A 7,123-nucleotide genomic window follows, 5' to 3' on the forward strand; every position below is an offset into this window, starting at 1 on the left:
CCTTTTATTCTTCTTTTCCGGCAAGCACAGCCATATGCATTTCTCTTAGAATTTCCTGTGCAGGCATATTCTCTTTCAGAATCTCTCTGTAACTCCTCGGCCCTATCTTCACAGAATCGAACTTGCATGCCTCATAGCATGAGCGGCATTGTATGCATATGGACTGATCGATGCGGTGAGGGACCTTCTTTTCGCCTGAGATTGCGTTCTGGGGGCAGACCCTCTTGCATGCGCCGCATGCCTTGCATTTTTCTTCATCTATGTAGAATGTGCAGAGTTCTTTGCATACGCCGGTCTTGCACCATTTTTCGTTTATGTGGGACTCGTACTCGTCCCTGAAATATTTTATTGTTGTCAGGACAGGGTTCGGCGCTGTCTGGCCCAATCCGCAGAGGGATGTTGCTATTATATCCCGAGACATGTCTCCAAGGAGCTCTATATCTCCCTCCTTGCCCCTGCCCTCTGTTATGTTCGTCAACATATCGAGCATGACCGTTGTGCCGATCCTGCACGGAGGGCATTTTCCGCATGACTCTTCTGCGGTAAATTCGAGAAAGAACTTTGCAACGCTCACCATGCAGTTGAGGTCATTCATGACAACCATACCGCCTGAACCGACGATTGCGCCGGTCTGGACAATGTCTTCGTATGTTACAGGAGTATCGAGGAGATGCTCCGGAATGCATCCGCCTGACGGGCCTCCGAGCTGAACTGCCTTGAACTTCCTGCCTTTTGGTATCCCGCCGCCGATATCGTATATTATCTTTCTAAGAGGAATTCCCATGGGAACTTCTATAAGACCTATGTTGTTTATGGCGCCGCTCAATGCAAAGACCTTTGTGCCTGTTGACTTCTCTGTACCAAGGCTCCTGTACCACTCTCCTCCGTTCAATATTATCTGGGGGATGTTTGCATATGTCTCGACATTGTTGAGCACAGAGGGCTTGTCCCAGAGTCCCTTCTGTGCAGGGAACGGTGGTCTCGGCCTCGGCATTCCCCTCTTTCCTTCTATTGACCTCATCAGTGCTGTCTCCTCGCCGCACACAAATGCGCCTGCGCCCTGATATATCTCGATGTCGAAGTTAAAGCCGGTACCTAAAATATTTTCTCCAAGGAGACCGTATTCCTTTGCCTGCTTTATGGCAAGCTGAAGCCTATGCACCGCGAGGGGATACTCTGCCCTCACGTATATGTAGCCTTTATTCGCACCTATCGCCCTTGCTCCGATAATCATGCCCTCAAGGACAACATGGGGATCTGCCTCCATAATGCTCCTGTCCATGAATGCACCCGGGTCTCCTTCGTCGCCATTGCAAAGGATATACTTCTGGTCTCCCTTTACCTTCGAACAGAACTCCCACTTCAAGCCTGTAGGGAATCCAGCGCCTCCCCTGCCCCTGAGTCCTGACTTCTTAATCTCTTCTATTACCTGCTCAGGGGTCATCTCTGTTAACACCTTTGCAGCAGCATGATACCCATCACGTGCAATATACTCCTCTATCTTTTCGGGGTCTATGAGACCTTTGTTCCTTAATGCCCTGAGAACCTGGAGGCTGAAGAACGGTATATCCCTCATTAAAGGTATTGTCTGCTTCTTGGTAGGCTCCTTATACATGAGCCTCTCAACAGGCCTTCCCTTTATGAAGTGCTCTTCAACAATAAGAGGGATGTCTTTTACAGTGACCTTTTCATAAAATATATCTTCCGGATAAACGGTCATAACAGGGCCCTGCGCACAGAACCCGTTGCAACCTGTAAGGACAACATTTATTTCATTCTGAAGCCCCCTGTTTTTGAGTTCTTCGTCAAGAGCATTCTTTACCTTCAGACTGCCTCCGGCTATGCAGCCGGTGCCTCCGCACAACATAACACTCGCACGATACCTTTCCATCTCTCCTCCAAAAATTTTGTTTCTTCTCTACCTCTACCTTTGCCTTTACCTGTCTTTAGTATGCTGTTTCGCTGCCCACGACAAGGGCGTAGTCTTGAACCGCATTTCCTTCCATTACGTGCTCTTTGAATATCTTCTTTATCTTATCTTCGTTGAGATAGACATATTTCACAGGCGCCTCGTTTATTATCTCAACTGTTGCCATGGGCTCCTTGCTGCAAAGCCCTGCGCATCCGGATGTTGTCACAATCACATCCTTCACATTGCCTTTATTTATCTCATCGAGGAGCGCCTCCATCACCTTTCGCGCACCAGCAGCAATCCCGCATGTACCCATGTGAACAGTTATCTTAGCCCTGTAGCCTCCCTCCCTTAATGTGAGGGATGCCTTATAATCTTCCTTGATCTTTTTTAAATCATCAACCGTTAATCTGGGCATATATTCCTCCTATTTTTTTATTCATATTCCTTCAAGAGCTCCAGCGTCTTTACAGGGTTGACAGAGCCATGGGTGTCCTTATCCACAACAACGACAGGCGCAAGCCCGCATGCACCGAGACATCTCACTGTCTCGAGCGAGAACTTCTTGTCTGTTGTTATTCCGCCCACATCAACCTTAAGTCCATCGCTGAACTTCTTGACTATCTCTTCAGCGCCCTTGACATAGCATGCGGTTCCGAGGCATACCCTGATGTTGTGCTTGCCTTTGGGCTTCATTGTAAAGAATGAATAGAAGGATACGACTCCATGCACCTCGCTTACAGGTATTCTCAATCCCTTTGATATATGCCTCTGTACAACAGGCGGCAGATACCCCACAAGCTCCTGTGACTCCTGAAGAACCGGGATAAGGCTTCCCGGCTTGTGTTTATATTTATTTATGATTTCATCTAATTTTGCAGCCACATCTTCGGTATAAACCTCGACCTGAGGCTCGGGTGCAACGCCTTTTTTCTTTAGTTCAACAGCATTGTTCGTTACCTCAATGAGATGGGTTGGAGAGAAAGGCTTCGGCAGATAATCTATTATCCTCAAGCTCAATGCCTCCCTGATGCTCTCCTGCGACGGGTAGCCTGTTATCACCACTATGTTTATATCAGGGTTCTTCGCCCTCGCCTGTCTCATAAACTCTATGCCGTCCATCTCAGGCATCTTGATATCGGTAATTATGAGGTCGTATAGATTCCTATCGAGCAGAGATAGGGCGTCTTTTGCAGATGTTGCTGTGTCAACCCCGTATCCCTCGGGCGATAGTATCCTCTCGCAGCTCCTCAGGACAATCTGTTCGTCATCAACCACAAGGATATTCCCCTTCATCCCTTATCCTCCTTATGCAGTTATTGGATTAATCTTAATAAGCCATAAAAACCATCCTTCGCACAGATGGTCCTTTAAAAGAGAACATATGGCGTCATTGGCATGGCCGTTGGTAGCCTGCACCACTCCTGTCATCGGGGCCTTTATGTCATAGATATTCCCTTCGCCTGAAAGCAGCCTTGCAAAGGGCTCTCCTGCAGCAACTGCCTTAATATCCATCAGCATGTCCACATAAAGCAGTTGACCGCTCACGAGGAAGTGCCTTACATCAACCCCTATTTCCCATCCTCCATCCTTCGTAGGCCGTGCCCATGTGCCGTCCTTATAATAAATTGTAAGGTTGTCCATCTCTGATGCAGGTACAACATAATTCCTGAACTGGTCGATGTATGCCTTTCTCAGTATCCAGCCCCTTTTGTCAAAGACCTTCCTTGCGACATTCATCATAAAGTCAGGCGTAAAAGGCTTTTCCAGGTATTCAAATGCGCCAAGCCTTATGGACTCCTTTGCATCCTCGAGGGAGGGATAGCCTGTAACAACGACGACATCCGCCTTCGGCTGTACGGTCTTTGTTTCCTGCACAACCGTAAGCCCGTACACATCAGGAAGCCTGATGTCTGTTATAACCAGATCGAACTCCTCCTTCGAGACCTTCTCGATTGCGCTTTCCCCATCCTCTACAGTAAATACCGAAAAACCCTCTGCACCCAGTATCCTTTTACAGCTCAGGCATATCACAGGGTCATCGTCAACGACCAATATCCGCTGTTTCTCCATAACGCCCCCTTCCTAAAATTGTAATTAGATACTACGCAATATCGATGCCAGAAATAAAAATCGGCATTAACCACTATTTTACACTCACTGACACAAAAAAGTGTATATTTTTTAATACACCGCAGGATGCCATCTTTTAATCGAAAAATCGCCTGAAAACCTTGAAAACAAGCCATTAAACGCATATGGCAAGGAGATGTATACTTTTTTCAGACAGTATAATAAATCCAGCGATACGGATAGGTCTCTGGAGCGAATAGCTATGTTTTGGTAACAGTTCTTTGCGACTGTAGCGAAAGAAGCATTAGAACTGTCAAAACAGAGCTCCTGAACGAAAGAGACTTATCCTTATCGCTGGATCTCAGATATAACTAATTATCCTCTTTTGATTTGTCTCCGTCAAAGAGCATCCTTTCGATCTGCGGCTTGAGCCTTATTCTCACGACCACCCTGCCGTCTTCAATCCTGTAATCGACATCGAGGACATCCGAAACACCGAAGGCAAGAGGTCGGTAAAGCGGTCTCAATTCGTATCCTATGACATTGCCTTTTTCATCAAGAATCCTGCTTAATTGTGTACGATAAAATGAGCTGTGCCAGCTTACAAACCTCTCTGCTTCCTCCAGTGCCTCTTTAGCAGGAATATCTTTTTTAATCTTGTAGTCAAATTCAGGTGCATACGGCTCAAAGCTGTAGCTGTCTCCTTCGATGTCAAGAATTGCTATGGTCTCAATATCATTTAAATGCCTGCTGCCGTAAAGTATGAGGGTGAAAGAACCTTTGATATCCGCATCCTTTGCACCTTCTGTCTTCAGATAATTGCCTGTGGCGCAGGAGAATAAGACAATGCATAAAACAGCCGATATATATAAAATCCTTTTCATACTAAAATAATACCATGCCTACGCACTGCCAGCAATCGATTCTGTTATAATTGAGCAACGATGCAATATATAAAGGTGATATTCAGAAGCTTCGTGGACTTCTTCAGGGACGGCGGGCTAATGCTCGCAGCCTCAATATCATACTTTACCATGATGGCAATTGTCCCCTTCTGCCTCCTCCTTGTGACAATCTTTGGGTATTTTCTTGGAGAACACGAAGATCTCCTCAGATTCTTCTCAGCAAAGCTCGTTGGCTTCTTTCCAAAGATTACATCCGAGATAACAAATGAATTAAGGAAAATAATATCCTATAAAGGAATCGGGCAGTTCACATTCATCCTTTACGGCTTGCTATCCTATCAGCTCTTTTCATCTCTCGAAACAGCAATAAATGTGATATTTAAGACAAGGTCTAAGAGGTCGTTTATAATATCCTTTATACTTTCCCTATTCATCATCACCCTGATAATTGCCTTTATCCTTGCCTCCTTTGGCGCAACAGCTGCAATCTCGATGCTTAAGACACTTCAGGAATTTTTCCCGGATGTAAAGATTGGGAAGATAACAGGCTTTGTAATAAAATTTGTCGTGCCATTGATACTGGTATTCCTGACCGCAGCCACGCTCTACATCTTCCTCCCGAAAAAAAGGATAAGACTCAGCTGCGCATTATCAGGGGCGTTATTTACAGCAATCCTTCTTGAAGCAGCAAAGCACACCTTCACCCTCTATGTAGTAAAGGTTGCGAAATTAGGAACCATATACGGACCCCTCTCGGCCTTTGTGATATTCCTCCTGTGGGTCTTCTATTCATCCTGCATATTCCTCATAGGCGCAGAGATTGTTCGTAACCTTGAGGATTCAAGGAAGGGATGAATACACAGGGGTGTGCATCCATATGATACACGTCATAAAAAAATATTTTCCCCGGTTCTATACTTAAATTAAACATATGCTTAAATGTCCTTTTTGTGATAATGCATTATCAAAACATACCCCAGAAGGCTGGCAATGCGACTGCGGAGAATTGATCCCCTTCGGCTTTGAGATAGACTCTGCTGAAAGCTGCGAGTCCTGCCCCGTGATATACTGTCCGAACAGAAAACGTCCCCCTTCAGAAGAATTAAAAACCGTACAGGTGTAGTTTTCCTCCCTTCCGAACTTCCGGACTATTTGGATGTTGGTCGGCGCGACTCTTCGCGAGACTCGCTTCGAGCGGATTTTGGAGACAGGTGGAGTTTAAACAAAAGAAACTTCAAAATCAAAAATATCTTTTATCGCCTTAAAATCTTTCTTATTTTGTGTATATACTATAGCGCCCATGCTTCTGGCAGATGCGGCGAGAAGGCAATCATTTGTTATAGATGCAGATTTCTTGATGTCATATCCTTTGACGCTCTGAAGACCGGCAATAATTTCCCCTGCTTTTTCAAAATCTCTTACAAAAGGCACAATAATCCTGTCTACCCGCCTGAAAAAATTAGAGAGTTCATTATATGCATGAATCGCTTCTCTTGTGTGGTCGCCTGCTCTGATTTTCATCAGCACGATGGAGGATATATAAACTAATCCTTCGGACAAAAAATTTCTTTATACAGGTCGGGGTTTGAAAATCTGTCAATGAAAATATTGGTGTCTATCAGCTTTTTAAGCATAGACCTTTTTAATCTTTATGCCTTTATGCTTCTGGAAAATGCCCTCAAGTTCGATTTTACCCGATGCCATATCCAATGCCCTCTTTATCGCTTCGGAATTGTCTTTTACATTAAAGGCTTTTTTGATTTTTTCGATGTCGCTTTTTTAACTTCCAAGTGTTCTATGATTACAATTCTTCCAACCATCACCATCGATGATAATTATGATGTGCTTTTCCGGCATGGCCTCTATGCAATTCAGATATAAGTAAGGCAGCTTCTCATCAACAGAGCCAGCGACCTGCTGCCATTTACATTCGATCCTAATATCCATATTGTATCGTTCAGATATCAGTCTGAATTCTGTGTTCCCGCCATGCTGATAAATAGTGGTAAAAGGCACATTCATTAGAAGCAGTTCATTGCCATACTTCTGAGAATTTTTAGCCCATTCTCGATAAAGCGCTTTAGTAAAACCTTTTGCCGAAAAAATAGTTTTTACGGTCTACTCTAAAATATTTCCGGAATCGTTAGCTAATGTTCCCTGTTTAGGCATAAACTTGCCTCTCTTCGTGCTTTAAAAATGCAGATGGTTTCTTAATAACTTCCTCAATTCTTTT

Annotated in this window: 8 protein-coding genes and 1 pseudogene; 1 reads left to right on the forward strand and 8 read right to left on the reverse strand. The window is 44.6% G+C overall.

What is annotated here, in order from left to right:
- Positions 1 to 4 precede the first annotated feature (4 nt).
- The 6 genes and pseudogenes from nuoF to V7L97_RS04720 all read right to left on the reverse strand — a co-directional run bounded on the left by nuoF (position 5) and on the right by V7L97_RS04720 (position 4,869).
- Complete coding sequence (nuoF, locus tag V7L97_RS04700; protein WP_333653774.1) at positions 5 to 1,891, reverse strand: NADH-quinone oxidoreductase subunit NuoF; 1,887 nt, start codon at positions 1,889 to 1,891, stop codon at positions 5 to 7.
- Positions 1,892 to 1,946: 55 nt separating this feature from the next.
- The gene (locus tag V7L97_RS04705) at positions 1,947 to 2,330 is read right to left on the reverse strand and encodes a (2Fe-2S) ferredoxin domain-containing protein (protein ID WP_333653775.1); all 384 of its coding nucleotides are present in this window, start codon (positions 2,328 to 2,330) and stop codon (positions 1,947 to 1,949) included.
- Between the two features lie 17 nt (positions 2,331 to 2,347).
- Positions 2,348 to 2,797 carry an NADH-quinone oxidoreductase subunit NuoE family protein gene (locus V7L97_RS12905; RefSeq protein WP_442891752.1) on the reverse strand — a complete coding sequence of 150 codons (450 nt, stop codon included), beginning with the start codon at positions 2,795 to 2,797 and terminating at the stop codon, positions 2,348 to 2,350.
- Positions 2,798 to 2,881: 84 nt separating this feature from the next.
- Positions 2,882 to 3,208: pseudogene (locus V7L97_RS12910) on the reverse strand (response regulator); the annotation flags it as partial.
- Positions 3,209 to 3,220: 12 nt separating this feature from the next.
- A complete protein-coding gene (locus tag V7L97_RS04715) occupies positions 3,221 to 3,985 on the reverse strand; it encodes a response regulator (protein ID WP_333653777.1) in 765 nt (254 codons plus the stop codon).
- 371 nt (positions 3,986 to 4,356) lie between these two features.
- Entirely contained in the window at positions 4,357 to 4,869 is a 513-nt protein-coding gene (locus tag V7L97_RS04720; protein ID WP_333653778.1) for a hypothetical protein, read from the reverse strand.
- Positions 4,870 to 4,929: 60 nt separating this feature from the next.
- Here V7L97_RS04720 and V7L97_RS04725 point away from each other — a divergent pair, with 60 nt between their 5' ends.
- Positions 4,930 to 5,745, forward strand: a complete 816-nt coding sequence (locus V7L97_RS04725) for a YihY/virulence factor BrkB family protein (protein WP_333653779.1) — start codon at positions 4,930 to 4,932, stop codon at positions 5,743 to 5,745.
- Between the two features lie 363 nt (positions 5,746 to 6,108).
- Here V7L97_RS04725 and V7L97_RS04730 read toward each other — a convergent pair whose 3' ends face one another.
- On the reverse strand, positions 6,109 to 6,321 hold the full coding sequence (locus tag V7L97_RS04730; protein ID WP_333653781.1) for a type II toxin-antitoxin system VapC family toxin: 213 nt from the start codon (positions 6,319 to 6,321) through the stop codon (positions 6,109 to 6,111).
- 348 nt (positions 6,322 to 6,669) lie between these two features.
- Positions 6,670 to 6,996 (reverse strand): PD-(D/E)XK nuclease superfamily protein, encoded by a 327-nt coding sequence (locus tag V7L97_RS12915; protein WP_442891753.1) that lies wholly within the window; start codon positions 6,994 to 6,996, stop codon positions 6,670 to 6,672.
- Positions 6,997 to 7,123: the final 127 nt, after the last annotated feature.

It is taken from the genome of Dissulfurispira sp. (assembly GCF_036745535.1).
Classification (GTDB): domain Bacteria; phylum Nitrospirota; class Thermodesulfovibrionia; order Thermodesulfovibrionales; family Dissulfurispiraceae; genus Dissulfurispira.